The 24,091-nt window shown below is 74.0% G+C and carries 21 protein-coding genes and 1 pseudogene; 14 read left to right on the plus strand and 8 right to left on the minus strand.

Annotated elements, in window-relative coordinates; all coding sequences use genetic code 11:
* The first annotated feature begins 110 nt into the window (after positions 1-110).
* Positions 111-842: a class I SAM-dependent methyltransferase gene (locus O7595_RS23690; RefSeq protein ID WP_269730623.1), complete on the plus strand. Its 732-nt coding sequence runs from the start codon at positions 111-113 to the stop codon at positions 840-842.
* On the plus strand, positions 839-1,933 hold the full coding sequence (locus tag O7595_RS23695) for a prenyltransferase/squalene oxidase repeat-containing protein (RefSeq protein WP_269730624.1): 1,095 nt from the start codon (positions 839-841) through the stop codon (positions 1,931-1,933). The genes O7595_RS23690 and O7595_RS23695 overlap by 4 nt, the downstream gene beginning before the upstream one ends.
* 47 nt (positions 1,934-1,980) lie before the next feature.
* Here the strand turns inward: O7595_RS23695 and O7595_RS23700 are convergent, their stop codons facing one another.
* Complete coding sequence (locus O7595_RS23700) at positions 1,981-2,274, minus strand: hypothetical protein (protein WP_269730625.1); 294 nt, start codon at positions 2,272-2,274, stop codon at positions 1,981-1,983.
* 164 nt (positions 2,275-2,438) lie between these two features.
* On the opposite strand from O7595_RS23700, the gene O7595_RS23705 reads away from it, so the two are divergent.
* Complete coding sequence (locus O7595_RS23705; RefSeq protein WP_269730626.1) at positions 2,439-3,020, plus strand: hypothetical protein; 582 nt, start codon at positions 2,439-2,441, stop codon at positions 3,018-3,020.
* A gap of 149 nt (positions 3,021-3,169) precedes the next feature.
* On the plus strand, positions 3,170-3,628 hold the full coding sequence (locus O7595_RS23710) for a hypothetical protein (protein ID WP_269730627.1): 459 nt from the start codon (positions 3,170-3,172) through the stop codon (positions 3,626-3,628).
* Between the two features lie 278 nt (positions 3,629-3,906).
* On the opposite strand, the gene O7595_RS23715 is transcribed toward O7595_RS23710, so the two are convergent.
* The 4 genes from O7595_RS23715 to O7595_RS23730 form a co-directional block, all read right to left on the minus strand.
* Positions 3,907-4,917, minus strand: coding sequence for an LLM class F420-dependent oxidoreductase (locus O7595_RS23715; protein ID WP_269730628.1), 1,011 nt, complete (start codon positions 4,915-4,917; stop codon positions 3,907-3,909).
* 121 nt (positions 4,918-5,038) lie between these two features.
* Positions 5,039-5,800, minus strand: coding sequence for a hypothetical protein (locus O7595_RS23720; protein ID WP_443071709.1), 762 nt, complete (start codon positions 5,798-5,800; stop codon positions 5,039-5,041).
* A 226-nt stretch (positions 5,801-6,026) separates the two neighbouring features.
* Positions 6,027-6,971: an N-acetylmuramoyl-L-alanine amidase gene (locus O7595_RS23725; protein ID WP_269730630.1), complete on the minus strand. Its 945-nt coding sequence runs from the start codon at positions 6,969-6,971 to the stop codon at positions 6,027-6,029.
* A 33-nt stretch (positions 6,972-7,004) separates the two neighbouring features.
* Positions 7,005-7,658, minus strand: a complete 654-nt coding sequence (locus tag O7595_RS23730; RefSeq protein WP_269730631.1) for a class I SAM-dependent methyltransferase — start codon at positions 7,656-7,658, stop codon at positions 7,005-7,007.
* 607 nt (positions 7,659-8,265) lie between these two features.
* Between O7595_RS23730 and O7595_RS23735 the strand changes: the two genes are divergently transcribed.
* The 3 genes from O7595_RS23735 to O7595_RS23745 all read left to right on the plus strand — a co-directional run bounded on the left by O7595_RS23735 (position 8,266) and on the right by O7595_RS23745 (position 12,331).
* Positions 8,266-8,547: a hypothetical protein gene (locus tag O7595_RS23735; RefSeq protein WP_093659431.1), complete on the plus strand. Its 282-nt coding sequence runs from the start codon at positions 8,266-8,268 to the stop codon at positions 8,545-8,547.
* Between the two features lie 274 nt (positions 8,548-8,821).
* Positions 8,822-11,047 carry an acyl-CoA dehydrogenase gene (locus O7595_RS23740; RefSeq protein WP_269730632.1) on the plus strand — a complete coding sequence of 742 codons (2,226 nt, stop codon included), beginning with the start codon at positions 8,822-8,824 and terminating at the stop codon, positions 11,045-11,047.
* Between the two features lie 93 nt (positions 11,048-11,140).
* Entirely contained in the window at positions 11,141-12,331 is a 1,191-nt protein-coding gene (locus O7595_RS23745) for a thiolase C-terminal domain-containing protein (RefSeq protein WP_269730634.1), read from the plus strand.
* A 131-nt stretch (positions 12,332-12,462) separates the two neighbouring features.
* On the opposite strand, the gene O7595_RS23750 is transcribed toward O7595_RS23745, so the two are convergent.
* Positions 12,463-12,969 carry a hypothetical protein gene (locus O7595_RS23750; RefSeq protein ID WP_269730635.1) on the minus strand — a complete coding sequence of 169 codons (507 nt, stop codon included), beginning with the start codon at positions 12,967-12,969 and terminating at the stop codon, positions 12,463-12,465.
* Between the two features lie 378 nt (positions 12,970-13,347).
* On the opposite strand from O7595_RS23750, the gene O7595_RS23755 reads away from it, so the two are divergent.
* Entirely contained in the window at positions 13,348-14,811 is a 1,464-nt protein-coding gene (locus O7595_RS23755) for an MFS transporter (RefSeq protein WP_269730636.1), read from the plus strand.
* Between the two features lie 185 nt (positions 14,812-14,996).
* Here O7595_RS23755 and O7595_RS23760 read toward each other — a convergent pair.
* Positions 14,997-15,464: pseudogene (locus tag O7595_RS23760) on the minus strand (response regulator); the annotation flags it as partial.
* Between the two features lie 379 nt (positions 15,465-15,843).
* Here O7595_RS23760 and O7595_RS23765 point away from each other — a divergent pair.
* The 3 genes from O7595_RS23765 (at position 15,844) to O7595_RS23775 (ending at position 18,878) form a co-directional block, all read left to right on the plus strand.
* A complete protein-coding gene (locus O7595_RS23765; RefSeq protein WP_269730637.1) occupies positions 15,844-16,698 on the plus strand; it encodes a MaoC/PaaZ C-terminal domain-containing protein in 855 nt (284 codons plus the stop codon).
* A gap of 150 nt (positions 16,699-16,848) precedes the next feature.
* Complete coding sequence (locus tag O7595_RS23770; protein ID WP_269730638.1) at positions 16,849-17,925, plus strand: Zn-dependent alcohol dehydrogenase; 1,077 nt, start codon at positions 16,849-16,851, stop codon at positions 17,923-17,925.
* Positions 17,926-17,936: 11 nt separating this feature from the next.
* On the plus strand, positions 17,937-18,878 hold the full coding sequence (locus O7595_RS23775; protein WP_269730639.1) for a 3-oxoacyl-ACP reductase: 942 nt from the start codon (positions 17,937-17,939) through the stop codon (positions 18,876-18,878).
* 651 nt (positions 18,879-19,529) lie between these two features.
* Here the strand turns inward: O7595_RS23775 and O7595_RS23780 are convergent.
* Positions 19,530-20,684: a hypothetical protein gene (locus tag O7595_RS23780; protein ID WP_269730640.1), complete on the minus strand. Its 1,155-nt coding sequence runs from the start codon at positions 20,682-20,684 to the stop codon at positions 19,530-19,532.
* Positions 20,685-21,002: 318 nt separating this feature from the next.
* Here O7595_RS23780 and O7595_RS23785 point away from each other — a divergent pair, with 318 nt between their 5' ends.
* From O7595_RS23785 to O7595_RS23795, 3 genes are read left to right on the plus strand one after another with little or no spacing between them, the layout of a single operon-like run.
* On the plus strand, positions 21,003-21,818 hold the full coding sequence (locus tag O7595_RS23785) for a Nif3-like dinuclear metal center hexameric protein (RefSeq protein ID WP_269730641.1): 816 nt from the start codon (positions 21,003-21,005) through the stop codon (positions 21,816-21,818).
* Positions 21,815-22,558 (plus strand): zinc ribbon domain-containing protein, encoded by a 744-nt coding sequence (locus O7595_RS23790; RefSeq protein ID WP_269732606.1) that lies wholly within the window; start codon positions 21,815-21,817, stop codon positions 22,556-22,558. The genes O7595_RS23785 and O7595_RS23790 overlap by 4 nt, the downstream gene beginning before the upstream one ends.
* Positions 22,558-23,829: a bifunctional RNase H/acid phosphatase gene (locus tag O7595_RS23795; RefSeq protein ID WP_269730642.1), complete on the plus strand. Its 1,272-nt coding sequence runs from the start codon at positions 22,558-22,560 to the stop codon at positions 23,827-23,829. The genes O7595_RS23790 and O7595_RS23795 overlap by 1 nt, the downstream gene beginning before the upstream one ends.
* Positions 23,830-24,091 lie beyond the last annotated feature (262 nt).

Below are 24,091 nucleotides of genomic sequence, written 5' to 3' on the forward strand. Positions count from 1 at the left end.
TCCGCACCGCGGGCGAGGACCCGCTCCGCGGGTGCGGACGGCGGGTCCGCACCATCTGCAAGGCGCGCCCCCAGCGAGGGCGCCGTGACCCATCCGGAAGGGCAGACCTCGTGCTGACCGTCGACTTCACCCGCTTTCCGCTCGCCCCGGGCGACCGTGTGCTCGATCTCGGCTGCGGTGCCGGGCGGCACGCGTTCGAGTGCTACCGGCGCGGAGCCCGGGTCGTGGCCCTCGACCAGAACGGTGAGGAGATCCGCGAGGTCGCCAGGTGGTTCGCGGCGATGAAGGAGGCCGGCGAGGCGCCCGAGGGCGCGAGCGCCACCGCGATGGAGGGCGACGCGCTCAACCTGCCCTTCCCCGACGAGTCGTTCGACGTCGTCATCATCTCCGAGGTGATGGAGCACATCCCGGACGACAAGGGCGTCCTCGCCGAGATGGTCCGGGTGCTCAAGCCCGGCGGCCGGATCGCCGTCACCGTGCCCCGCTACGGCCCCGAGAAGATCTGCTGGGCGCTGTCCGACGAGTACCACGAGGTGGAGGGCGGCCACATCCGCATCTACCGGGCCGACGAACTCCTCGGCAGGATCCGCGAGGCGGGCCTCGAACCGTACGGAACCCACCACGCCCACGCGTTGCACTCGCCGTACTGGTGGCTGAAGTGCGCGTTCGGCGTCGACAACGACAAGGCGCTGCCGGTGCGCGCGTACCACAAGCTCCTCGTCTGGGACATCATGAAGAAGCCCCTGCTCACCAGGGTCGCCGAGCAGGCGCTGAACCCGCTCGTCGGCAAGAGCTTCGTGGTGTACGCGACCAAGCCGCACCTGCCCGGGGCCGACGCGTGACCGTGCCCTGGCGCCGTCAGGGGCGTACCGAGCACCTCGTCCTGCCCGGGGTCCTCACGGCCGAGCAGGCCGCCGAGACCGTCGCCGGCATCCTCGCCGTCCAGCGCGAGGACGGGGCGATCCCCTGGTTCCGCGGACACCATCTGGACCCGTGGGACCACACCGAGGCCGCCATGGCGCTGGACGCGGCGGGCGAGCACTCCGCGGCGGCCCGCGCCTACGAGTGGCTGGCACGCCATCAGAACGAGGACGGCTCCTGGTACGCCGCCTACCACGACGGCGAGGCCGACCGGCCCACCGACCGGGGGCGTGAGACCAACTTCTGCGCCTACCTGGCCGTCGGGGTCTGGCACCACTACCTGGCGACCGGCGACGACGTGTTCCTGGACCGGATGTGGCCGTCCGTGCACGCGGCGATCGAGTTCGTGCTCCGCCTCCAGCAGCCCGGCGGCCAGATCGGCTGGAAGCGCGAGGCGCCGGAGGACGGCGGGGCGGCGGTCGACGACGCGCTGCTGACCGGGAGTTCGTCCGTCTTCCACGCGCTGCGCTGCGCACTCGCCATCGCCGAGGAGCGCGAGGAGCCGCAGCCGGACTGGGAGCTGGCGACCGGAGCCCTCGGGCACGCCATCCGCCGCCACCCGGAGCGCTTCCTCGACAAGTCCCGCTACTCGATGGACTGGTACTACCCCGTCCTCGGCGGCGCCGTCACCGGCGACGAGGCGAAGGCCAGGATCGACGCGAGCTGGGACGCGTTCGTGGTCCCCGGGCTCGGCGTGCGGTGCGTACTGCCCAACCCGTGGGTGACGGGCGGGGAGAGCTGCGAACTGGCCCTGGCGCTCTGGGCGGTGGGGGAGTCCGACCGGGCGCTGGAGATCCTGCAGTCCGTCCAGCACCTGCGCGCCGAGGGCGGCATGTACTGGACGGGCTACGTCTTCGAGGGCGACCGCGCCGTGTGGCCGGAGGAGCTCACCACCTGGACGGCGGGTTCGCTGCTGCTCGCGGTGGCCGCCCTGGGGGGCGACGAGGCGACCACCGCGGTGTTCGGCGGGGAGCGGTTGCCGCGCGGCCTCGAACCGGAGTGCTGCCGATAGGTCCGTCACCGGCCGCGGGGGCGCCGCCGGCCGCGCGGGGAGAGGGGTCAGCCGTGGCGGCGCAGCCGGCCCGCCACGGCGTGTCCGACGAAGAGGTACACGACCGCGGCGAGACCGTAGCCCGCCACGACCCGTGCCCACGCCTCGTCGAACGTGAACAGATCGTGCGACCAGCCGGCGAGCCAGCCGGCCACGTCCCGGATCAGGATGACCAGGTCGTTGGCGCGGTTCGCGTCCAGCAGGTACATCAGGATCCACAGGCCGATGATGACGGCCATCACATCGGCGACCACCATGATGATCGTCGCCGCCTGGTTGCTACCACTTCTGCGGGGAGACATGGCAACCGGATTGCCGTTCTCCGTTGAACCAAACCCGGGCGGGATTCGCCCGAGTGGCGCAACGGACGCTACTGGGTGACGCTGGCGCGAGAGGCCTCCGGGCGGGGCGGTCCGGGGAGGCGAGGCGCGGGGGAGCCGGCTCGGGGAGGTCAGGGAGGACTGCCATGCCCACTCCGGGAACGACGACCGCCCGCCGGGCGCCCACCAGGGCGGGCCGGCGGCCGCGCCGGGCGGCCGTCGCCCTGCTGCTGTGCTGCGCGCTGCTGGGCGGGACCGCGGCGTGCGGCGGCGACGGCGAGGCGGGCGCCGCGGCCACGCCGACGGATGCGGTGGAGGCGCAGAAGTTCGCCAAGACCCGTTTCGTGGCGAACGCCGGGCTCGCGGCGGGCGCGGTCTACCAGTGGATCGTCAAGCCGTACCGCGCGGGGAAGTTCCAGAAGGGCGCCGAGGGCCGCAGGACCGCTTTCGTGAAGGCCGGTCTGGCGAGTGCGTTCGCGTACAACAGGCTCAAGGCGGCGGCGACCAACGCCAAGGGCGACCCGCTGCTGGCGAAGGCGATCGCGCCGGTCAGCGTGGGCATCGAGTCCCTGAAGGGCATCGGCTCCAAGATCCGCAAGGGGCAGGTGGGCGACGCCGACATCGGTGCCTTCGAGGACGTCGTCAACCAGGTCAAGGACGCCGGCCGGAGCGCCGGGGCGGTGGTGGAGGAGAAGGTCCCGTCGGCCACCCAGCTGAGCGGCGGCTGACGCGCGGCGGACCGGCTGCGGGGCCTGCGGACGAGCCCCCCGGTCGTGCCCGGTGACGGACGGGCGCGGCCCCGGCCGAACGGGGCCCGGTCCACGGTCCGTTCGGCGCCGCCCCGTTTGTGCCCGGCAGAAGCGGCAATTCGAACGCCATGACCAACTCAAGCGCGAACAACAACGGCAGCGGCACGACGACCCGTGCCACCAAGACGACCAAGGCGACCGCCGCCAAGGCCAAGGAGTCCTCGGCGAAGGCGGCGCAGAGCACCGCGTCGAAGGCGGAATCGGCGGGCAGCACGGCCGGCCGGGCCGCGGAGACCGCGGGCAGCGGCACGGCGCGTGCCGTCAAGTCGGCGGGCGACGGCGTCGGACGCGCCGCGACCACGGCGGGCTCCGTGGCCTCCAGCGCCCTCAAGGGGGCCGGTTCTGCCGCCGGGCAGGTGGCGTCCGTCGCCACGACCGCCTGGACGGTCCTGAAGGCCCGCAAGCTCATCGCGGCGGGTGCCACGGCCGGTGCCACGGCCCTGGGCGCGGTCTCCTACCTCGCGGGCCGGCGCTCGGAGCGCAGCAGCCACGGCCCGGTCACCCGGATGACCGGCGGGCGCTTCTAGCGCCGCGTCAGGCCGGGTTCGCCGTCGAGGAGCGGCGTCCGGTGCGCGCGGTCTCCCCCGGCCGTCCGGTGCGAGCACGGCCCGGGGCGTCCGGCACGCCCGTTCGCCGAGTCGTCGGGCCCGTCCGGTCACGCCCGGTAGGAGGGGGACCCTCCGAGAGCGATCATTTCGAGGCGGCTCCAGGCACTCCCGGGCGCTTCCGCCTCGCGAGCGCAGGTGCCCCGGAGGCGGCGCGCCCCGCCCTGCCGGCGGACGGAACCGCTCCGCGGGCAGCGGGCTCAGCCGTTCAGCTCCGCCAGGACCCTCAGGGTGCGGGGATCCGGCGCCGTCACCAGCAGGTCGGTGACCGGGCCCTTGCGCCATGACTCCAGCCGCTCGGCGATGCGTGCCCGTGGTCCGACGAGCGAGATCTCGTCGGCGAAGGCGTCGGGGACGGCGAGCACCGCCTCCTCGCGGCGGCCCTCGGCGAACAGCCGCTGGATGTGCCGGGCTTCGGTCTCGTAGCCCATGCGCGCCATCAGATCGGCGTGGAAGTTGCGGGCGGTGTGGCCCATCCCGCCGATGTAGAAGCCCAGCATCGCCTTGACCGGGAGCAGCCCTTCGGCGACGTCGTCGCAGACGTGGGCACGGGCCATCGGCGCGATCATGAAGCCCTCGGGCAGCTCGGTGAGCGACGCCTCGTAGACGTCCGTCCGCAACGGCGACCAGTACAGCGGCAGCCAGCCGTCCGCGATCCGGGTCGTCTGCGCGATGTTCTTCGGGCCCTCGGCCCCCAGCAGCAACGGCAGCCCGGCCCGCAGGGGGTGGGTGATCGGCTTGAGCGCCTTGCCGAGGCCGGTGCCGTCCTCCCCGGCGTAGGGGAGGGTGTGGAAGCGGCCGTCGAGTTCCACGGGGCCCTCGCGGCGCAGGACCTGGCGGACGACGTCCACGTACTCCCGGGTCGCCGTCAGCGGGCTCCTCGGGAACGGCCGTCCGTACCAGCCCTCGACGACCTGCGGCCCCGACAGCCCGAGCCCCAGGAGCATGCGCCCGCCCGAGAGGTGGTCGAGCGTGAGGGCGTGCATGGCCGTGGCGGTGGGGGTACGGGCCGCCATCTGCGCCACCGCCGTACCGAGCCGGATCCGGGTCGTGCGCGCGGCGATCCAGGTGAGCGGGGTGAACGCGTCCGAGCCCCATGCCTCGGCCGTCCACACGGAGTCGTATCCGAGCCGCTCCGCCTCCACGGCGAGGTCGGTCTGCGCGGGGTCCGGGCCGCGCCCCCAGTAGCCGAGTGCGAGTCCGAGCCGCACGACCCCAGCCCCCTCCCACAGTGCTGACGTCCCGTCAGTTCGCTCTTCGGGGGGACTGTACGGCAATGGCCCCCCGCCCGGAAGGGCGAGGGGCCGAGCTGTGCGCCGGGTGGACGGCGGGTCAGCCGCGCTGGATGCCCGTGGTGTCCTGCAGCACCCCGCGCCGGCCGTCCTGCGTCTGCGCCACCAGGGCCGGGCCGCGCTGGTCGACCGCGAGGTACCAGGTGCCGGGCGCCAGTTCGGCGATCGGCGTCGGGGAGCCGTCCTCCGCGTACAGCGGCCGGGCCACCGGCACCGCGAACCAGAACGGCGAGAAGTCCTGCGCCGGGTCGCCCTGCGGCTGTCCCTGCGCGGGGCCGGGCTGCCGGCCCCCGTACGGCTGCTGCTGCCCCGGCTGGCCGCCGTAGGGCTGCTGCTGGGCGCCGGGGTAGCCGTAACCGCCCTGCGGCTGCGCGCCGTAGGGCTGCGGGGTCTGCGGCCTGGGCGCGCCGACCAGGGGGGCCTTGAGAGCGGGGACGAGCGGAGTGGCGATCGCACCCGCGGCCAGCAGCAGGGTGCCGAGCAGGCCGAGGATCGCGCCCGCGCCCGCGTCGCCGTTGATGTCGAGGATCGTCCAGAACATCGTCCAGAGGGCGAAGACGCTCAGGGCGACGCCGAGCTGCGCGACGTCCAGGCCCACGACCTTGCGCCCCGGCATGGCGCGGCCGACGATGATCAGCCCCGCGGCGATGATCCCGCCGAGGTAGATGGACATCACCGTGCCCAGCGAGTCCCAGGCGTTGGGCAGGTCCGCCGAGGAGCAGTCGACGCCGCTCGGGCAGTCGACGCTGACGAAGTCGAGGAACGAGGCGATGAACAGCACCACCGCTGCTCCGATCACCACGCCATCGCCTCGAGTGAGGGAGCGGATGTTCACGTGTAGTCCTTAGTCGGTTGCGTCTCGTCGTGGCGGTCGTCGGTGCCGCCGGTCGGCGGTGCACGCGCGGAGGCTCGGGGGTGGCCCCATGGTACGGGTGCCGGCGAGAGCCGGTGTGAGACCCCCGTCCTCGGCGGAGACGAATCTATCGCCTGCCCCGTCCGCCCCGGGCAGTAGGTCCTGACGCCCTGGTCTACCCCAGCAGAAAGGTGCTGATGCCTTCCGCGATCCCCTGCGCCGCCCTCTGGCGCCACTGCGAACTCCTCAGCAGGGCAGCGTCCTTCGCGTCGCGCATGTTCCCGCACTCGACGAACACCTTGGGAACGGTCGACAGATTCAGCCCGCCGAGATCCCCGCGTTCGTCCAACCCCGTGGCACCGCCGACGTAGTTGGCGGGCGCGCTGCCGGTGGCCCGCACGAACTTCCCGGCGATGCGCTCCGCCAGTTCGCGGGACGGGCCGACGATCCCCGTGGTGTCGGCGGCACCGCGCTTCACCAGGGCGGGGTGGATCACGTGGAAGCCGCGGTTGCCGCTGCCCGAGCCGTCGGCATGGATCGAGACCGCCGCGTCGGCTCCGGCCTCGTTGCCGATACGGGCCCGCTCGTCCACACAGGGGCCGAAGGCCCGGTCGTCGTCCTGGGTGAATCGCACCGTCGCACCCTGCTTCTGCAGCAGGGTGCGAAGACGGTGTGAAACATCGAGGGTGAATGCGGCCTCGGTGTAACCGTCGTTGGTGGCCGTGCCCGTGGTGTCGCACTCCTTGCGGTTCGTCCCGATGTCCACGGGCCGGTTGATCTCGCGGGTGTGCCGGAAGTTCCCGGGGTTGTGACCGGGGTCGATCACGACGACCCGGCCCGCGAGCGGACCCCTGCCCGGAGTGGAGGGCTTGGCGTCCCCGGACGGCGTCTGCGGGGTGTCCGAGCCCCGGGGTGCCGGGGCGGCACCGGACGGCGCGGCGCCGGTCTCCTTCGGGCCTCCGGGGGCGGGCGCGGCCCCGGGCCCGCCCGAACCGCCGCAGCCGGTGAGCGTCACCGCCGACAGCGCGGCGACGGCGAGGACGGCTCCGCAGCGGGCTCCGGTTCGGGACGCGAGGAGGCGGGGCCGGGGCGAGGACGGCTGGTTCGGGTCGTACGGCACGTCGCGATGCTAGGGGATGACGAGGGCGGTACCTCAGATTCCGGCACCAGTGCGCCGCAGCACCCGCAGCGAGCCGGTGGCCGACACCTCGGTGAACGCGCCGGAGGCGAGCGCCCTGAGATAGATCCGGTAGGGCGCCTGGCCGGTCCACTCGTCGACCGGGTCGGGGAAGACGTCGTGGATGACCAGCAGGCCGCTCTCGGCCACGTGCGGGGCCCAGCCCTCGTAGTCGTTCGCGGCGTGCTCGTCGGTGTGCCCGCCGTCGACGAAGACCAGGCCCACCTCGCGCCCCCACACCTTCGCCACCTGGGGCGACCGTCCCACGACGGCGATCACGTGGTCCTCCAGCCCGGCCGCGTGCACGGTGCGGCGGTAGGTGGGGAGGGTGTCCATCCGCCCGACCTCGGGGTCCACGAGTTCCGGGTCGTGGTAGTCCCAGCCCGGCTGCTGTTCCTCGCTGCCGCGGTGGTGGTCGACGGTGACGGCCACGGTGCCGGCCTCGCGTGCGGCGTCCGCCAGCAGGATCGTGGACCGGCCGCAGTACGTCCCGACCTCCAGCAGCGGCAGCCCGAGCGCCCCGGCCTCCACGGCCGCCGCGTACAGGGCGAGGCCCTCGCCGACGGGCATGAAGCCCTTGGCGGCCTCGAACGCGGCGAGGATCTCCGGCTTGGGGGCGGCGGGGGCCATGGGACTCCTCCGGCGGCGGGGGCGGGCCTGACGTGGATGGGGCTGACGTGGGGCGAGAGCGAACGGGCCGGACGGCACGGGCTGCCCGGACGTCACATCGTAGGGTCCGCGGCGGGCCTCCGTCCGGTCGGGGGGCGGCGGTGCCGTTCCGGCCGTTCCCGGGTGAGGCCGGCGCGGGAGACCTGGGCGAGAGCCGGGGCGCGGGCTCCCGCCTCGGCCGCATGGAGGGTCATGCGGTGACGGACATGTCCATCCAGGGCGAGGGCTCCTTCCGCAGGCGCCCGCCGCCCCGGCGGGCTTCACCGCCACGTCGCACGTGTTCGTCGGGAAGTGGGCCGCGACCCCGGGCCACCCCGCGCCGGGCCTGTTCGCCGTGGGATGCCGACGACTGCTCGACGTGGGACGGCGTCGCCCTCCGCTGCTCGCGGCGGCGTTCGTGGTGGGCCTCCTGCGTACGGGAGGGCCGGCGGCGCCCCGACCGGCTGGGCGGGCCCCGTGTGCGGCGGCCGGGCGCCGGCGGGTGCTCGCGCCGGATTGGGGACACGATGGACACACGCACGAGAGCTGCCCGGCGACCGCCCGGGACGACGACTGCTGCGGAGGCGCCATGGACACCTGGGCGACGTGGACCACTCAGGGGATCATCGCAGGCACCGGCGGGGTCATGACCACGGAGGGTGGTCCGATCACGGGAGACGTGACCGTGCACACCACGTGGATCGACGGCCTGGCCCAGGTGACCGTGCAGCACACCGGGGCGACCGACTGGTACGCCGTGCAGGGCAGCCCCGTGCCCGCCGACGACGAGGACGCGGGCCGGGCCGTGCACCAGGCGGCCGTGGAGGCGGTCAAGGAGGGCGGCGGCAGGGCGTTCTCGTTCCCCGTCTGAGGTGCCGGCCGCTCGGCGCCGGTGGTCGGCACCTCGGACCCGGGGTGCCCGCGCCCGGCGCAGGTGGCCGCCCGCCGCGCCGGTGGCGCCGAGCGGGCGGCGACGTTCGAGCCGTCCGTTGGAACGCGCACGGAGGCGCTCGCTCCCGTCCGGTGCTTCCCGCACGGCGCCGTCGTCGCCGGCCGGATGCGGCACCGTCCTTCCGGCCGTACACCGGATTCCATCCCGCTTCTGACCTTCCGTCAGATTGGAACGTGTTCTACTCTCCGGCTCCATGGGGAGCGGAAGCATCGCGATCACTCATGAACAGCGCGCCCTCGCGGACTCCGTGCGCCGCTGGCTCGCACGCGCCGTACCGCCCGAAGCGGTGCGCACGCTGCTCGACGCGCCCGGGTCCGGCGGGGGGAGGCCGGCCTACTGGGACGGTGCCGCCGAACAGGGACTGCTCGGCGTGCATCTGCCGGAGGCGTACGGCGGCGGGGGCGGCACGCTCCTCGATCTCGCCGTCGTCCTGGAGGAGACCGGACGCGCCGCCCTGCCCGGTCCCTACCTGCCGAACGTGCTGACCTCCGCCGTACTGGATCGCGTCGGGCGTCCCGACCTGGCGGCGGCGCTCGCCGACGGCCGCCGCATCGGCGCCGTGGCACTCGGCCCCGGCGGCCTCACCGCGACCGCCGCCGCCGGGGGCGCCCTCCTTCTCGACGGGACCGCGCCCCCCGTACTCGGCGGTGCCGACGCCGATCTGTTCGTCCTCGCCGCCGGCCCGGGCCCGCTCCTGCTCGCCGTGGACGCCGCCGACCTCGCCGTACGCGGCCATCAGAGCGCCGACCCGACCCGGCCCACCGCCGAGGTCACCGCGCACGGGGTCCTCGTCCCCGCGGACCGCGTCCTCGGCGCCCGACCCGGGATCGTGCCGGACCTGGCGGCCGTGCTGTTCGCCGCGGAGGCCTGCGGCACGGCCGGGTGGGCGCTGCACACCGCCACCGAGCACGCGAAGGTCCGCGAACAGTTCGGGCGGCCCATCGGGCGGTTCCAGGCCGTCAAGCACCTGTGCGCGGACATGCTCGTCCGCGTCGAACAGGCCCGGGCCCTCGCCTGGGACGCCGCTCGCGCCGCCGGGGGCACCGGAGGCGGCACCGGAGGCGGCACCGGCAGCAGCCCCGGGGGCGGCCTCCGCGGAAGCCGCGGGGATGGGTTGGCCGCCGCGCTCGCCGCGGCCACCGCACTCGACGCCGCGTACGGCTGCGCCAAGGACTGCATACAGATCCTCGGCGGCATCGGGTTCACCTGGGAACACGACGCCCACCTCCATCTGCGCCGCGCCCTCGTCGCCCGGCAGCTCCTCGGGCCGGGCGACGCCCACCGCCTGCGCGCGGTACGGCTCGCCGTCGACGGCGTACGCCGTGAGCTGCGGCTCGAACTCCCCCCGGAGGCCGCGCCGTTCCGGGTAGGGGCCCGGCGGGCCGTCGCCCCCGCGCGAGGTCTGGACCCGGCGGCGGCCCGACGGCTCCTCACCTCCACCGGCCATACCGCCCCCCACCTCCCGCCCCCGTACGGCCTCGGGGCCGGCCCGCTCCAGCAACTCGCCGTCCAGGAGGAGCTGCGGGCCGCCGGGGTCAGCGTCGGGGACCTCGGCATCGCCACCTGGGTGGTGCCGTCCCTCGTCGCCCACGGCACCGAAGAGCAGAAGGCCCGCTATCTGCTGCCGACCCTGCGCGGCGAGCTCCGCTGGTGCCAGCTCTTCAGCGAGCCCGCCGCGGGCTCCGACCTCGCGGGCCTGCGCACGCGTGCCGAGCGCCTGCCCGACGGGCGCTGGCGGATCACGGGCCAGAAGGTGTGGACCAGTGCCGCGCGGAGCGCCGACCACGGCATCCTCCTCGCCCGTACGAATCCGGAGGCGCCCCGGCACAAGGGACTCACGTACTTCATCGTCGACATGAAGGGCACCACCGGCATCGACGTCCGGCCGCTGCGGGAGATCACCGGCGAAACACTGTTCAACGAGGTCTGGTTCGACGGCGCCGTGCTGCCCGCCGACGCCGTCGTCGGCGAGGTGGACGACGGCTGGCGCGTCGCCCGCAACACCCTCGGCAACGAACGCGTGCACATGGCCGACCAGTTGACCTTCGGCACGGGCCTCGAGGAGCTGATCGCGCGGAGTCCCGGCCTCGACGACGCCTCCCGCGCCCGGATCGGCGCCCTCGCCGCCGAGGCCCACGCGCTCGGCTGCATGGGACTGCGCACCGCACTGCGGCAGATCGACGGCCTGGAGCCGGGACCCGGCGCGTCGGTGCGCAAGCTCGTGCAGACCTCGCACCAGCAGAAGGTCGCCGAGCTGGCCCTCGAACTGCTCGGCCCCGAGGGCGCGGTCCGAGAGGGCCCGGGCGAACGGGCCGTCCACGAACTGCTGATGTCCCGCTGTCTGACGATCGCGGGCGGCACCACCCAGGTCCAGTTGAACGTCGTCGCCGAGCGCCTGCTCGGCCTGCCCCGGGACTGACGGCCCGGGACGGAGCTGCGAGACCGGCCGTCCTCGGGCCGGCGGCCCTGGGGCCGGCCGTCCTGAGACCCTGAGACTGAAGGAGTGCTTCCGGTGAAGAGCTACATCGTCGGTGTGGGGATGACGAAGTTCGAGAAGCCCGAGTCGAGGGACTGGCGATACCCGGACATGGCGAAGGAGGCCGGCACCGCGGCCCTCGCCGACGCCGGCATCCCGTACGAACTCGTCCAGCAGGTCCCCGTCGGCTACTGCTTCCAGCCCTCCACGGCCGGGCAGCGCGCCGTGTACGAACTCGGCCTCACCGGCGTCCCCGTCTACAACGTCAGCAACAACTGCGCCACCGGTGCCACGGCGCTGATGCTGGCGCGGCAGCTCGTCGCGGGCGGGCTGAGCGACTGCGTACTGGCGCTGGGTTTCGAGCAGATGAGGAAGGGAGCGCTCGGCGGGGGCGCGGACGGAGGGGACCTCGCCGGCTCACCGGTGGCTCGGCACTACGGGATCATGGCCGCGACCCACGGCTTCGAGCGGACCCCTCCCACCGCCCAGATCTTCGGGAACGCGGCCCGCGAGCACATGGAACGCCACGGCACCACCGAGCGGCAGCTCGCCGCCGTCGCCGCCAAGAACCACCGGCACTCCGCCGCCAACCCCTACGCCCAGTTCCGCGCGGTCCACGAGGTGGACGAGATCCTCGCCGACAAGCCGGTCCACCCCCCGCTCACCCGCCTCCAGTGCTCACCCACCTCCGACGGGGCCGCCGCGGCCGTCGTCGTGTCCGAACGGTTCCTCGTCGAACACGACCTCCACGACAAGGCCGTCGAGATCGCCGGACAGGCGATGGCCACCGACACCGCCGACTCCTTCACCTCGGGCTCCTGCGTCGACGTCGTCGGCACGCCCGTGTCCCGGGCCGCGGCCCGGGGGGCCTTCGAGGCGTCCGGACTCGGCATCGAGGACATCGACGTCATCGAGCTGCACGACTGCTTCTCGATCAACGAGTTGCTGACGTACGAGGCGCTCGGCATGTGCCCGGACGGCGAGTCCGGCAAGCTCGTCGAGTCCGGGGCGACGACGTACGGCGGACGGTGGGTGGTCAACCCCTCGGGCGGCCTCATCTCCAAGGGCCACCCCCTGGGCGCCACCGGCCTCGCCCAGGCCGTGGAACTGACCTGGCAGCTGCGCGGCGAGGCGGGCCCCCGCCAGGTCCCCGGCGCGCGCACGGGGCTCGCCCACAACATCGGCCTGGGCGGTGCGGCGGTGGTGACGATGCTGCGGAAGGCGTGAGGGGGCCGGGGCGGATCCGCGTTCCGTCAGGTGCCGCAGGGCGGTGTCCGCGGCGTGGCGTGCGACCTGCGGGGTTCACGCCCCGGGGCGCAGCACGCACTCCGGTGCGGCGCGCCGGGGCAGCGGCGGACTCACGGCCGTGCCGGCAGGGCCAGTAGCCGCTCCAGGACGGCCTCCCGCTCCGGCGGCTTCGGGCCGGGGCGGGAATCGGCGGACGCCCACCAGTCCGTGAGCACGGACGGGCGCAGCTCGCCCGCGACGAACCGGGCCAGAAGCCGGTGGGAGAGCTCGACTTCCCGCTCGGTGTAGGCGGGTGCTGCGGCCGAGAGAACGGCGTACTCGCTCCGCCCGCCGGTGTGGGTGACGGACACCGTCATCCGGTGCCCGCTGTCCGGGCCGCCGAAGCCCGCCATGCTCGTCGCCACGTCGATCGCGGTACGCAGGCCCCGCCGGAAGCCCGAGCGGGCGGGGGCGTCGGGCACGGTCACCCGCTCCATCCCGGTCCAGCTCAGCGCGCCGGCCGCCGGTGTGCCGACGGGCGTCAGCCCTTCGTCGGTCAGGCGCATGCCGGTTCCCTCCGCACCGGCCGGGGCGCCGAGCCAGCAGCCGTCCCGGTCGATCCAGAAGAGCCCGACCATCGTGCCCTCGACCGGTGACGCGTGAGGGGTCGTGCCGTCGACCGGTGACGCGTGAGGCTGTCCGTGCGGTGTCGTGGTCGGCCTGCTCCGTGTTGCCACTGATCGAACCCGTCTTCTCGGCGGTGTGTGTCAAGACCCCAGTGTCGCCGGTGTGATCGGCTGCGGTGGGTGGGGGGCGTCCCTTTCCGGCCACGCCGTCCGGTCCCGTAGGGCGCGGTCCAGCCGCCGTCCGGTCCGCACGGGCGGCCGTGGTCGCCGTAGTCGCCCGCCTCGGCCCGCCGGGGCAGCGCGGCCCGGTGCGGGACCGGAGGTCCAGGACCGGAGTCCCGGTCCCGTCCGTCGAAATCAGGATGTACGGATGAACAGGTGCCTGGGAGCATGACGCTCATGACCCACGCCCACCGTGCCCCGTCCGGCATCTCAGGCCCCGCCATAGCGGTCGCGGGGCGCACCGACCACACCGAGCAGCGGATGTGGGCGGTGGTGCTGGCGGCCTGCGCCGGGCAGTTCCTCGTCGTGCTGGACGTGTCCGTCGTCAACACGGCGCTGCCGTCGATGCGAGGCGACCTGGGGCTGAGCAGCGCGGGGCTGCAGTGGGTCGTCAACGCGTACTCGATCGTCCTCGCCGGGTTCATGCTGCTCGGCGGACGAGCCGGGGATCTCTACGGCCGCAAGCGGATGTTCCTGGTGGGGCTGGGGGTGTTCACCGTCGCGTCGCTGGCGGGCGGGCTCGCGCAGGAGGGCTGGCAACTGCTCGCCGCACGCGCCGGGCAGGGTCTGGGCGCGGCCGTCCTCGCCCCCTCGACGCTGACACTGCTCACCTCGGCCGTGCCGGAGGGCCCCGCACGGGCCCGGGCCATCGCCACCTGGACCGCTGTCGGCGCCGGCGGCGGGGCGGCGGGCGGACTCGTCGGCGGGGTGCTCACCGAGACCCTCTCCTGGCGCTGGACCCTGCTGATCAACGTGCCCGTGGGCGCGGCCGTCGTCGCCCTCGGCGCGTGGTGGCTCACCGAGTCCCGCGCGGGGGAGCATCGCCGGCTGGACCTGCCGGGCGCCGTGCTCGTCACGGCGGGACTCGCGACGCTCGCCTACGGCATCGTGCAGACCGAGCAGGACGGCTGGACCGCTCCCGCGACCCTGCTGCCTTTGCTCGCCGGACCGGCGCTGCTCGGCGCCTTCGTCGCGGTCGAGGCCCGGACGAGGACGCCCCTGATGCCGCTGAAGCTGTTCCGGATGCGGGCGGTGTCGGCGGCGAACGCCGCGATGTTCAGCTGTGGCGCGGCGATGTTCTGCATGTGGTACTTCATGACGCTCTACGCCCAGAACGTGCTGCACTACAGCCCGCTGGCCGCCGGACTCGCCCTCATGCCCAGTTCGCTCGCGGTCGTCCTCGGATCCAAGCTCGCCCCGCGGCTGATGCGCGTCGCCGGCGCGCGCCATGTCGCCGTCCTCGGGGTGCTGGTGTCCGCGGCCGGATTCGGGTGGCAGTCCACGATGGAGGCGCACGGCTCGTACCTGACCGCGATCATGCTTCCGGGCATCGTGATGATGGCCGGCGGGGGTCTGGCGGGCACACCGCTCGCCTCGCTCGCCACCTCGGGCGCCGCACCGGGCGACGCGGGCCTCGTCTCCGGCCTGATCAACACCTCACGGGTGATGGGCGGGGCGTTCGGCCTCGCCGTGCTCGCGACGGTGGCGGCGGCCCGTACGGGCGGCTCGACGACCCCCGAGGCGCTGACGGCAGGGTACGCCCTGGCCTTCCGGACCGGGACGGGCATCCTGCTGGGCGGTGTGCTGATGATGCTGCTGTGGCTGCCGAAGGACCGTGTGCGGCACGCCTGATCACCGAGTGGCGCGGGGACGCGGGCCGGCGCGGGGTGCCGCCCGCGGAGGCGCATGCGCGCTCGGGGCACGGGAACACGGGGATGCGGGCGTACGGGGGCGCACCCCGCAAGGGCCACGGCTCCCCTGCCGGTTCGTTCCGGTTCGGGCTTCGTGCGGTCGCCCCCTCAGGGGCAGCCGCGCACATCCCTCTCCCGCGGGGGTTGCGGAGTCGGCTCCGCGCCCGCCGCCGCGAGGGCCGGATCGACGACGGTCTCCCCGCGCAGCACCCGGCGGATCGCGTCCGCCAGTTCCTCCACCGGTCCGTCCTTGACGAGGAATCCCGCCGCCCCGGCCTCCATCGCCCGCCGCAGCGCGCCGGGGCGCGCGAACGTCGTCAGTATCAGCACCCGGCAGTCCGGCACCTCGTCCCGGAGGAGCGCCGCCGCGTCCAGCCCGCCGAGGCCGGGCAGTTCGATGTCCAGCAGCGCCACGTCGGGCCGGGTGACGAGAGCCGAGTCGACGATCGCGTCGCCCGCGGCCACCTGCGCCACGACCTCGATGTCCGCTTCCATCCCGAGCAGCAGCGCGAGGCCGCCGCTCATCCCCTGGTCCTCCGCGAGCAGAACTCTGACGGACTTGCCGGACCGCCGTTCGTGGGGCATTTCGTCCATCGCATCAGGATATGGCCGAAGTGCCCGTCGAGCGCCGGGTGTGGGCGTTCGGGTTCCGGTGGATGCGGGTGGGCTCCGTCCGGTGGGGCCCCGGAGGTCCCCGCGGGTGCGCCGCAGGGCGGTCCGAGGTTCCGGACGGCGACCTCGCGGACGCCCCCGTGAGCGGCCGGACACACCGATCTGACGCTGTGTCAGCAGGCTTCACAAGTGATGGGGCGTGCGTTATACATAGGGGCCAACCGGCCTAGAACGCGTTCTAGAACAGCCTCGTGCAGCGGCCGGCCCCGTACGGCCTCGGTGCGGCCGACGGTGCGGACGGCCGCACCGAGGTCTTCCACTCCCTCCCCGGGGAGCCAAGGAACCAAGGAGCAGCATCCCCATGCCCATCGATGCCGCCAAGGCGATCGCCGCGGAGCCCCGCAGTGCCGAGATCAGCTGGGACCACAAGGACGTCCAGCTCTACCACCTCGGGCTCGGCGCCGGCGTCCCCGCCGACGACCCCGACGAACTGCGCTACACCCTCGAGTCCCGGCTGCACGTGCTGCCCAGCTTCGCCACCGTCGCGGGAGCGGGTATGAGCGTGGTCGGCGGGCTCTCCGCCCCCGGCATCGACGTCGACCTCGCCGCCGTGCTGCACGGCGGACAGTCGGTCACGCTCCACCGCCCGATCCCCGTCGAGGGCCGGGCCACCAGCACCTCCCGCGTCGCCGCCGTCTACGACAAGGGCAAGGCCGCGGTTCTGGTGCTGCGCACCGAGGCGGCCGACGCGGACGGCCCCCTGTGGACGAGCGACGCCCAGATCTTCGTCCGCGGGGAGGGCGGTTTCGGCGGCGAACGCGGCCCCTCCGTCGGCACCGGGCAGCCGGACCGCGAGCCGGACCGGACCGTCGAACGGACCGTACGCGAGGACCAGGCGCTCCTCTACCGGCTCTCCGGCGACTGGAACCCGCTGCACGCCGACCCGGAGTTCGCGAAGCTCGCGGGCTTCGACCGGCCCATCCTGCACGGCCTGTGCACATACGGCATGACGCTCAAGGCGGTCGTCGACACCCTCCTCGGCGGGGACGTCACCCGCGTCCGCTCGTACGCCACGCGCTTCGCCGGAGTGGTGTTCCCCGGGGAGACGCTGCGCATCCGCACGTGGGCCGGGGAGGGGCGCGTCCAGGCGACGGTGACGGCCGTGGAGCGGGACGACGCACCCGTGCTCTCGGACACCGTCGTCGACCACATCTGACCCGTCGACCCGGCCCCGGCCTCCGTGCACGGGCCCCGGCCCTCGGCGTACCGGCCCCGGCCCTCCGTGCACGGGCCCCGGCCCTCCGCGCACCGGTCCCGTGAACAGCGAAAGCCCGAACCCGAAGCCCGACTCCCGAAGGGGGCGCACATGCGCGCTGCCGTACTGCACGAGATCGGCCAGGACAAGCTCGACGTCCTCGACGACGTCGAGGCGGTGGGCTTCGGCCCCGGCAAGGTGAGGATCCGGATCAGGGCGACCGGGTTGTGCCATTCGGACGTCTCCGCGATGAGCGGGGTGCTGCCGCAACCGGCGCCGTTCATCCCGGGCCACGAGGGCGCCGGGGAGGTGCTCGACGTCGGCGACGGCGTGACCGCCGTCAAGCAGGGCGACCGGGTGCTGATGTGCTGGCTGCCCGCCTGCGGGAGCTGCCCGGCCTGCCGGCGGGGTCAGTCCCAGCTCTGCCTCGCCGGGTTCATGAACGCGGGCACGCCCAACTTCAGGCGTCCCGGCGGTGATGTCTTCGGCTTCGCCGGGACCGGCACCTTCGTGGAGGAGGTCGTCGTCGACGCCGGCTGCGCGGTGCCGATTCCCGACGACGTCCCGTACGAGATCGCGGCGCTCATCGGCTGCGGCGTCACCACGGGGCTCGGCGCGGCCATCAACACCGCCCGGGTGGAGGCCGGCTCGTCGGTCGCCGTCATCGGCTGCGGCGGCGTCGGCATCTCCACCGTCCAGGGCGCCCGGGTGCAGGGCGCCGCCCAGATCGTCGCCGTCGACCCGGTGGCCTCACGGCGCGAGGCGGCGCTGGCCTTCGGCGCCACCGAGGCCGTCGCGCCGGACGCGCTCGGCGACGCCGGGCAGCGGATCACCGGCGGCGAGGGCTTCGACTACGTCTTCGAGGTCGTCGGCAAGTCGGCCACGGCGAGGACGGCGTACGAGACGACCCGGCGCGGCGGGACCCTGTGCATCGTCGGGGCCGGGGCCATGGACGACTTCCTCCAGCTCAATATGTTCGAGCTGTTCTTCGACGAGAAGCGGATCCTGCCGTCGATGTACGGAGGCGGCGATGTGCTCCGCTCCTACGAACGGGCCATCGCGCTCTGGCGCGCCGGCCGGATCGACCTGGAGTCGCTCATCACCCACCGGGTGCAGCTCGCGGAGATCAACGAGGCCCTGACCCAGATGCGTACGGGCGAGGCGCTGCGCACCTGCATCGAGATCTGAGGGGGACCGCGATGCCACTCCCACTGCAGGGCCTGTCCGCGATCGTCACGGGCGCGGGCCGCGGCCTCGGCCGGGCCGAGGCGCTCGAACTCGCACGGCTGGGCGCGGCGGTCGTCGTCAACGACTACGGGCAGCCGGGCCGCGACGGCTCGGGCGAGGCGTCCAGCGCGCCTGCCGAGCAGGTCGCGGAGGAGATACGGGCGGCGGGCGGGCGGGCGGTCGCCCACACCGGAGACGTCTCGGACTTCGAGGCGGCCGGGGCCCTCGTCGCGCTGGCCACCGGCATGTACGGCAAGCTCGACATCCTGGTGAACAACGCGGGTATCCTCCGGGACCGGATGGTCTTCTCGATGAGCGAGGACGAGTGGGACTCGGTGATCCGGGTCCACCTCAAGGGCCACTTCAACACCACCCGCTTCGCCTCGGCACACTGGCGCGAACGGTCCAAGGCGTCGGGCGGCCCGGTCTACGGCCGGGTCGTCAACACCTCCTCCGAGGCGTTCCTCGCGGGCTCGGCGGGCCAGCCCAACTACGCGGCGGCCAAGGGCGGCATCGTCGGCCTGACCACGTCGACGGCGTCGGCACTGCGGAAGTACGGCGTCACGGCGAACGCGATCTGCCCCCGGGCCCGTACGCGCATGACCGAGGACGTCTTCACGGGATTCGGCGAACCGGCCCCCGGCGAACTCGATCCGCTCGCCCCCGAGCACGTCGCCCCGCTCGTCGGCTACCTCGCCTCCCCGGCCGCGTCCCGCGTCACAGGACAGCTCCTCGTCGTCCACGGGGGCATGGTCGCGATCCTCGACCGCCCGAGGGTCGCGGCACAGTTCGACTCGGCCAAGGAGACCTTCTCGTACGAGGAGTTGGCGGGCGTCCTCGGCCCGTACTACGGGGACCGGTCGCCGGACGAGACCTTCGCGGCGACGGAGGTGCTGTCGCTGAAGCGGGCGTAGTGCCCGGACCGCCGCCCACCGGCACGGCCGGCGCTCAAGCCGCCCACCGGCACGGCCGGCGCCCCAGGGCCGGCCCCATCCGGCCCGGCCGATGCCACTCGGTGCGCCGGCCGGCAGTGCCGGCGCCGCCTGGTTCCCCGGCGCGGCCACCGGACCCCGAACCGAGCAGCGGCCTCGGTCATCGCCGTCGCGGAGATGGCCGGTGGACGTGAGCGAGGCCCCGCGGAGGCGGCAACGCGGGCCGGGTCATCCCCGCCCGCGGAGCGGCCGGTGGACGTGAGCGAGGGCGCCCCGCGGAGGCGGCCGTTGGTGTGGGTGAGGGCCGCCACGGGCTTCCCGCGGCGGCCCTCACCCACCCATGCGCCTCGCAGCGCTGCTATGCCGCCTCGCCCTTCGTCGGGCGGCGGTGGCGGCCGTGCGCCGGAGACTTCGTGTCTTCCGAAGCAGCGGCACCGCCCCGGTGCTTGCCGGAGCCGACGGCCTCGGCCTGGTTCGCGCCCGCTCCCTGCGGACGCGCCTGGGTCGTGTCGGTTCGGGCCTCAGACATGTGGGAAATTCACCCCGTTGTTCCATCGCCGATGTGGTGTCACCGGGGTAGCCGTCACCGTCGGCATCCACACGGTGCGGCTGTGTATCCCCCGGCCGCAGAGTCTAACCACGTGCCGCGCGCCCCGTGAGAGGCGCCTGCTGCAGGGGCACGGGCCTGCACGGGACAGGACTTCCCGTATCCCCGCACGGTTCCCCACCTGCGCGTTCCGGTTGTGCCGTCTCCGTGGCGGGTGCCGGTGGAAGGGGGTCCTGGGGAGGCTCCAGCCGCGCCACCCCGCATGCCACCGCCTCCGTCGTGCAGGGCAGTTGCAGCACCCCCTCCCGGCTCCACAGTCCGGAACCAGCCAACCACCCCTCCGGTGGCGGGAGTTGGTGCAGACGTCGCCCGGCAGGCCGCCAGACCCCCACCCATGTGCCCGCCGCCGCGTCGATCCGCAGCGCCACCGCGCAGCTCTCCGGTATCAGGACCCGGCCCGGCTCGATCGCGAAAGGCGTCACCGCCGCGTCGGGCAGACGCAGACACTCCGGGAACCGAGCCGGCCGCAGGCTTCCCAGCACACCCCACCCCAGCCGGTCGTGGCCCGCCGCGTCCGACCGGATCATCAGCAGCCCGCTCTCCGTGTCGGCGAGCAGCAGTCGGTCGTTGCTGTCCTCCGTGATCTGCAGCAGCGGCGTCACCTCGCCGCCCCGCTCCAGGTCGACGACCACCGCCTTGGTGATCCCGTCCCGCTCGCGGTCCAGTGCCAGCATCCGGCCCGTGCGGTCCAGCCACACCCCGCCCGAGCAGCGGCCGGGCACCTCCGCGACCCGCTCGGGCCCGAACGCCCCGCCCGTCACCAGCCACACGGCCGTCGAGCTCTCGCCCGGCGCCAGCGCATAGGCGCGGGTGCCGTCCGGCGACGGCGGGAGCAGTCGCAGCTCGGCCGACTCCACGGAGCCCAGCGGCAGTTCACCCGTGCCCGGACCCGTCGGGTAGAGCAGGGAGAACGAGCGGAGCCCCGCCACGCGCCGGTGGACCAGCACCCGTCCGTCGGCGAGCGGGGCCACCTCCGTGTCGGCCTCCTCGGGCTGGCCGAGCGGCAGCGGCACCGCGTACGGCTCCGGACCGTCGAGCGTCCAGCGCTCGGCGAACAGGGCGTCTCCGCGACCCGCGAGGCGCGCCGCATAGCTGCCGCCCGCGCCGACCGTGAGCGCCGCCCGCGGTGCGGGCCGTACGGCCTCGTGCTCCGCGGCTTCCTCGATGGCACACGCTGTCATCGGATGGTCACCTCCGGCCACCGAAGCTAGTTTTCGCACTTCCAGCCGAACACCGCGAGCCGGTTCACTTCACACATAAGGATGGCCGAATCCGGATTTGCCTGAGGGAGCGGTGGCGGTTGTGCTCCAGGGGGCGAGGGCCGAGGCGAGGAGCCCGGGCCGGACCTCCGCGGACCGCTCGTACGCCCGCCGCCCCGGGAGGCCCTCTCCCGGATCAGAAGCCACCTGGTCGTGTGCGTCAGGGGCCACCCGGTCACGTGGGTCCCCGTGGCACCCACGACGGACGTCGGGACACGGAGGGCAGGTAGCCTTGCCCCCGTGCCCCGTCTGTCTGAAGTCATCGCCGAGCTCGACGCCCTCTGGCCGCCCGAGCGGGCGGAGGAATGGGACGCCGTCGGCACGGTCTGCGGTGAGCCCGACGCCGAGATCACCCGCGTCCTCTTCGCCGTCGATCCCGTCCTGGAGATCGCCGAGGAGGCCGTCGCGCTCGGTGCGGACCTGGTCGTCACCCATCACCCGCTCTATCTGCGCGGCACCACGACCGTCGCCGCCTCCCACTTCAAGGGTCGGGTCGTCCACACCCTCATCAAGCACGACATCGCCCTGCACGTCGCGCACACCAACGCCGACACCGCCGACCCCGGCGTCTCCGACGCCCTCGCCGGCGCTCTCGACCTCCGCGTCACCGGTCCCCTCGTGCCCGAGAACGGCCTGGGCCGGATCTGTGAACTCGACCGCCCCGAGACGCTGCGCGAGTTCGCCGCCCGCGCCGCCGCGCGGCTGCCCGCCACCGCCCAGGGCGTCCGCGTCGCGGGAGACCCGGACGCGACCGTCCGCCGCGTCGCCGTCAGCGGCGGCTCCGGCGACAGCCTCTTCGGGGCCGCCCGGGCCGCCGGCGTCGACGCGTTCCTCACCGCCGACCTGCGGCACCACCCCGTGTCCGAGGCCGTTCAGCAGGCGCCACTCGGGCTGGTCGACGCCGCCCACTGGGCCACCGAGTGGCCCTGGTGCGAACAGGCCGCCGCCCAGCTCGACGAGATCTCCGACCGCCACGGCTGGAACCTGCGGGTCCATGTCTCCAAGACGGTCACCGACCCCTGGTCCTCCCACCACACCTCTGGAGCCCCCAACTGAACGCCGCGCCCGCCGACCAGATCCGACTCCTCGACGTCCAGGCCCTGGACGTGCGTTTGTCGCAGATCGCGCACAAGCGCAAGTCCCTGCCCGAGCACGCCGAACTGGAGTCGCTGAACAAGGACCTCTCGCAGCTGCGCGACCTGCTCGTCGCCGCGCAGACGGAGGAGAGCGACTGCGCCCGCGAGCAGACCAAGGCCGAGCAGGACGTCGACCAGGTCCGCCAGCGCTCCGTGCGCGACCAGCAGCGTCTCGACTCCGGCGCGATCACCTCTCCCAAGGACCTCGAGAACCTCCAGAAGGAGATCGCCTCGCTCGCCAAGCGCCAGGGCGACCTGGAGGACGTCGTCCTCGAGGTCATGGAGCGCCGTGAGTCCGCGCAGGAGCGCGTCGCCGAACTGACCGAGCGCGTCTCCTCCGTCCAGGCGAAGGTCGACGACGCGACGGCCCGCCGGGACGCGGCGTTCGAGCAACTCGACGGCGAGTCCGCGTCGGTCGGCAAGGAGCGCGAGGTCGTCGCCGGCTCCGTGCCCGCCGACCTGATGAAGCTGTACGAGAAGCTCCGCGAGCAGCAGGGCGGGGTGGGCGCGGCCCGGCTGTACCAGCGCCGTTGCGAGGGCTGCCACATCGAGCTCAACATCACCGAGCTGAACGAGGTCCGAGCCGCAGCCCCGGACGCGGTCGTGCGCTGCGAGAACTGCCGCCGCATCCTGGTCCGCACGTCGGAGTCCGGTCTCTGATGCGCGAGCTGGTCGTCGAGGCCGACGGAGGTTCCCGGGGCAACCCGGGACCGGCGGGGTACGGGGCCGTCGTCCGCGACGCGTCGAGCGGGGAACCGCTGGTGGAGCGGGCCGAGTACATCGGTGTCGCCACGAACAACGTCGCCGAGTACCGGGGCCTCATCGCCGGTCTGAGGGCGGCGAGGGAACTCGACCCCGACGCCCGGGTGCACGCCCGTATGGACTCCAAGCTCGTCGTGGAGCAGATGTCGGGCCGCTGGAAGATCAAGCACCCGGACATGAAGCCGCTCGCCGCCGAGGCCGCGGGGATCTTCCCGTCGGGACGGGTCACCTACGAGTGGATCCCGCGCGAGCGCAACAAGCACGCGGACCGGCTGGCCAACGAGGCCATGGACGCGGGGCGCCGCGGCGAGCAGTGGGAGCCGTCGGCGTCCTCGGCGGCGCTGTCGTCCTCCGCCGAGGACGTACGGGCGGCCCGGGTCGTCGGCGACGCGGCGGCGGGCGCGGCGAAGGCACGGGCGGCACTGGCCTCCCGCCCGGGGAACGCCGGGTCCGAGACGGGCGGGTCCGGTGCCCCGGCGCGCGCGGTGGCCGCGCAGGCGACGCTGCCCAAGAGCACCGAGGTGGAGGGCGCCGGCTGGGGCCCGGACCTCGGGCCGCCGGCGACGTTCGTCCTGCTGCGGCACGGAGAGACCGCGCTGACCCCGGAGAAGCGATTCTCCGGCAGCGGCGACCACGAGCTGTCCGAGGTCGGTCGGCGGCAGGCCGAGGCCGTGGCGGCGGCGCTGGCCGCGCGCGGCACGATCCAGGCGATCGTCTCCTCGCCGCTCAAGCGCTGCCGGCAGACCGCGGAGGCCGTCGCGACCCGCCTCGGGCTCGACGTCCGGATCGACGAGGGGCTGCGCGAGACGGACTTCGGCGCGTGGGAAGGCCTGACCTTCGCCGAGGTCCGGGAGCGGTACGGCGACGACCTCGACGCCTGGCTCGCGTCCCCGAAGGCGGAGCCCACGGGCGGCGGCGAGAGCTTCGCGACGGTGGCGCGGCGGGTCGCGGCGACGCGGGACCGGCTGGTGCGGGAGTACCAGGGGCGCACGGTGCTCGTGGTCACCCACGTCACCCCGATCAAGACCCTGGTCCGCCTGGCCATCGGCGCGCCCCCGGAGTCCCTGTTCCGCATGGAGCTCTCGGCGGCGTCGGTGTCGGCGGTGGCGTACTACGCGGACGGCAACGCCTCGCTGCGACTGCTGAACGACACGAGCCACTTGCGCTGACCACGGCGCCGCGCGGCCGCGGGCGTGGACCCCGGCCCTTCGGCACGGGACGGTGCCGGGGCCGGGGAACGTGTCCAGTGCGGGGCGTGATCGGGGCACGGGACGGGATTCATTGCGCCTCCCGCTCCGTGGCATCCCGCCAGTGCAGACACTCTGTGTCCCATGGGGTGCACTGTGTGCGATACAGGGTCGGTCGACGCACAGGGCCACCGGCGGACGCACGCCGGCCGACGCGACCGAGGCGGCGGGCGCGTCACCGGCG

The sequence above is a fragment of the Streptomyces sp. WMMC940 genome (genome assembly GCF_027460265.1).
Classification (GTDB): domain Bacteria; phylum Actinomycetota; class Actinomycetes; order Streptomycetales; family Streptomycetaceae; genus Streptomyces.

What these genes read in the sequence shown, in the direction of transcription:
- O7595_RS23700 (WP_269730625.1), bottom strand. Translation starts at nt 2,274, where the DNA reads ATGTCTCCCCGCAGAAGTGGTAGCAACCAGGCGGCGACGATCATCATG.
- O7595_RS23705 (WP_269730626.1), top strand. Translation starts at nt 2,439, where the DNA reads ATGCCCACTCCGGGAACGACGACCGCCCGCCGGGCGCCCACCAGGGCG.
- O7595_RS23710 (WP_269730627.1), top strand. Translation starts at nt 3,170, where the DNA reads ATGACCAACTCAAGCGCGAACAACAACGGCAGCGGCACGACGACCCGT.
- O7595_RS23730 (WP_269730631.1), bottom strand. Translation starts at nt 7,658, where the DNA reads ATGGCCCCCGCCGCCCCCAAGCCGGAGATCCTCGCCGCGTTCGAGGCC.
- O7595_RS23735 (WP_093659431.1), top strand. Translation starts at nt 8,266, where the DNA reads ATGGACACCTGGGCGACGTGGACCACTCAGGGGATCATCGCAGGCACC.
- O7595_RS23740 (WP_269730632.1), top strand. Translation starts at nt 8,822, where the DNA reads ATGGGGAGCGGAAGCATCGCGATCACTCATGAACAGCGCGCCCTCGCG.
- O7595_RS23750 (WP_269730635.1), bottom strand. Translation starts at nt 12,969, where the DNA reads ATGGTCGGGCTCTTCTGGATCGACCGGGACGGCTGCTGGCTCGGCGCC.
- O7595_RS23755 (WP_269730636.1), top strand. Translation starts at nt 13,348, where the DNA reads ATGACGCTCATGACCCACGCCCACCGTGCCCCGTCCGGCATCTCAGGC.
- O7595_RS23765 (WP_269730637.1), top strand. Translation starts at nt 15,844, where the DNA reads ATGCCCATCGATGCCGCCAAGGCGATCGCCGCGGAGCCCCGCAGTGCC.
- O7595_RS23770 (WP_269730638.1), top strand. Translation starts at nt 16,849, where the DNA reads ATGCGCGCTGCCGTACTGCACGAGATCGGCCAGGACAAGCTCGACGTC.
- O7595_RS23775 (WP_269730639.1), top strand. Translation starts at nt 17,937, where the DNA reads ATGCCACTCCCACTGCAGGGCCTGTCCGCGATCGTCACGGGCGCGGGC.
- O7595_RS23780 (WP_269730640.1), bottom strand. Translation starts at nt 20,684, where the DNA reads ATGACAGCGTGTGCCATCGAGGAAGCCGCGGAGCACGAGGCCGTACGG.
- O7595_RS23795 (WP_269730642.1), top strand. Translation starts at nt 22,558, where the DNA reads ATGCGCGAGCTGGTCGTCGAGGCCGACGGAGGTTCCCGGGGCAACCCG.